We start from the raw sequence: 2473 nt of genomic DNA on the forward strand, positions 1-2473 counted from the left end.
TCTTGTTTCAACTCTTCACACTCAAAAAGTTAGTATTTTTGGCAAACTAATGAATAATTAATAATTACAGCGCTTTTCAAATTAATGAACTACCGGAGCCATAACCAAAACCCAGTAGGGACGTTGCATGCAAGGTCCCTACTGTGGTCTAGTGAAATGAAAACTGCTGTAGGGGTTGTTGATTAATTGTCAAAGCATTTATCGGGAAACACTTCTGGCTTTTTTGATTCCCTAAAATTGGGCTTGTTTCAACTCTTCACACTCAAAAAGTTAGTATTTTGGGCAAACTAATGAATAATTAATAATTAATAATTAATAATTAGGGGTTGCTGATTAATTCTCAAATAATTTAGTGGACAATTCTTACTTCTACCTCCTCTAAATTCCCTATTTCTCCTGACTCCTAACCCTACGAAAAAACTTGATTCAACAAACTCTAATTACTTCCACTGTCAAGGGTTATAGATATTTTTAGGGCATTGACATAATTCCTTGTGAAATAATAAACATAGATGGTATTTCGTAATTTAAAGCACAAAAAAATCCAGGAAATTATGATAAAATATTATCTCTGGTTATAGTAAATACTGGTTCAAATTGGTAAAAATGATTGATTGACTACACATTTATACTAATTCAAAAAGATTCAAAAAGAATAATGCTACAAAATAGAGTTTATAGGAAAGAGGCAAGAGGTATTTGTAGCAATTATTTTCGGATCTATAGCAATCCTAAATTGGTCGTAATAGTTTTGTTGGTGGTGCTCGCGTAATCGTAAAGGAAGCACCAGGAGTGTGGGGAGATGGGGAGATGGGGAGATGGGGAGATGGGGGGATGGGGAGTGTCGGAGAAATTAAAAAATATACATCCTCACCATTACCATGCAGGACTACCATAGTTTTTATAATAGTTTATCTAGGCTGAAAACCTTGAAAATTATGAGTCCTGAGTCCTGAGTCCTGAGTCCTAGCTGCCAGGAAAATATTACAACTAAAATAGGATTGCTATAGTAGTAATTATAATCAAGGTTTCCTATTTTTAGCTAAAATTTATTGTATTAATTCTAAAATTTGAATAATTAATTTTCTAGGGAACTATACTGTTTCTTACTAAAGGTGAAGTACCCTTGTCTTTTTTTTTTCTTTCTTATTGCCTATTCCCTGAAATAAAATAATTTTGTACCTCACTTAAAGAACTAAATATGATATAATTTAGTATTCCTAAAACTACAAAATTTGCTAAAATAAAGATGGTTCTGCTACCTGGTTATCTAATATTAGATAAAATCCATCAAAGTATGAATTCAGAAGTGTATCGTGCTATCAGGGAGGAGGATGCTCAAAGAGTTATTCTCAAAGTTCTCAAAGCAGATTATCCGACCCTATTTCAACTCACCCGTTATAAACAAGAATACCAACTAACTCGTCACCTGAACCTAGAGGGTGTAATCAAGGCTTACGGCTTAGAACAATATCAGATCATTATTTTAGAAGATTTTGGGGGAGAATCATTAAATATAATTCAAAACACCTATCAATTTGATTTAGCAGATTTTCTCGATATTGCAATTAAAATTACTACTACTTTAGGACAAATTCACGCAGAAAATATTATCCACAAAGATATTAATCCAGCCAACATAATTTACAACCCCAAAACCAAACAATTAAAAATTATTGACTTTGGCATTTCTACAAAGTTAAACAGAGAAAATCCCATACTAAAAAACCCTAATGTATTAGAAGGAACTCTTGCCTATATTTCCCCCGAACAAACAGGTCGCATGAACCGAGGAATTGACTATCGAACAGATTTTTATTCCCTAGGAGCAACATTTTTTCAACTACTTACAGGTGAGTTACCATTTAAGACCAAAGATTCAGTATAATTAGTACATTGTCATATTGCTCAACCAGTAAAATTTCCCATAATTAAAAATAGAGAAATTCCCGAAGTTTGGCAGGCAATAGTATTAAAATTAATGGCGAAAAATGCTGAAGACCGTTATCAAAATGCTTGGGGATTAAAACATGACCTAGAAAAATGTAGAGAACAGTTAAACGCAACTTGGGGAGCAAAGGCTAAGACTAACCAACTCGAAGAAAAATATCCCCAACTTCTCACTCTTATTTTCCAAAGTGAGAAATGTGACTCTCATCCTAGTCATACTAAAATCCAAACTTCTTGTAGAGGCCAAGTAACTACGACAGCATCAGACCTAGACCTAGCTTCTGTCATCAAAGCCTCTCAAGCTATATCTGAGGAAATCGAACTAGAAGTATTACTCTGCAAAATGACACGCATTGTTGCAGAAAATGCCGGAGCTAACAAATGTGTCTTGATTTTCTCACGGGGTGACAAGCTAGTTGAAAGCTATGTATAGATAGGGATTTGCGTTCGGGAGCTGAGGAATAATTCAATTAAAAGAAAACCCTTATTGGACTGGGAAAAGGGTGTAGTGCGTTAGCAGAGC

1 protein-coding gene and 1 pseudogene are annotated in these 2473 nt (G+C 34.3%); one reads left to right on the forward strand and one right to left on the reverse strand.

The genetic code is table 11. The annotated features are described in order from the left end of the window. Window positions 1–731: 731 nt before the first annotated feature. Window positions 732–896, reverse strand: coding sequence for a hypothetical protein (locus tag F6K22_RS38685; protein ID WP_293110230.1), 165 nt, complete (start codon window positions 894–896; stop codon window positions 732–734). A gap of 353 nt (window positions 897–1249) precedes the next feature. Here F6K22_RS38685 and F6K22_RS38690 point away from each other — a divergent pair. Continuing rightward, window positions 1250–2068, forward strand: a pseudogene (locus F6K22_RS38690) (serine/threonine protein kinase); the annotation flags it as partial. Between the last annotated feature and the right edge of the window lie 405 nt (window positions 2069–2473).

This window comes from Okeania sp. SIO2F4 (genome assembly GCF_010672385.1).
In the GTDB taxonomy this organism is placed as follows: Bacteria; Cyanobacteriota; Cyanobacteriia; order Cyanobacteriales; family Microcoleaceae; genus Trichodesmium.

What these genes read in the sequence shown, in the direction of transcription:
- F6K22_RS38685 (WP_293110230.1), bottom strand. Translation starts at nt 896, where the DNA reads ATGGTAGTCCTGCATGGTAATGGTGAGGATGTATATTTTTTAATTTCT.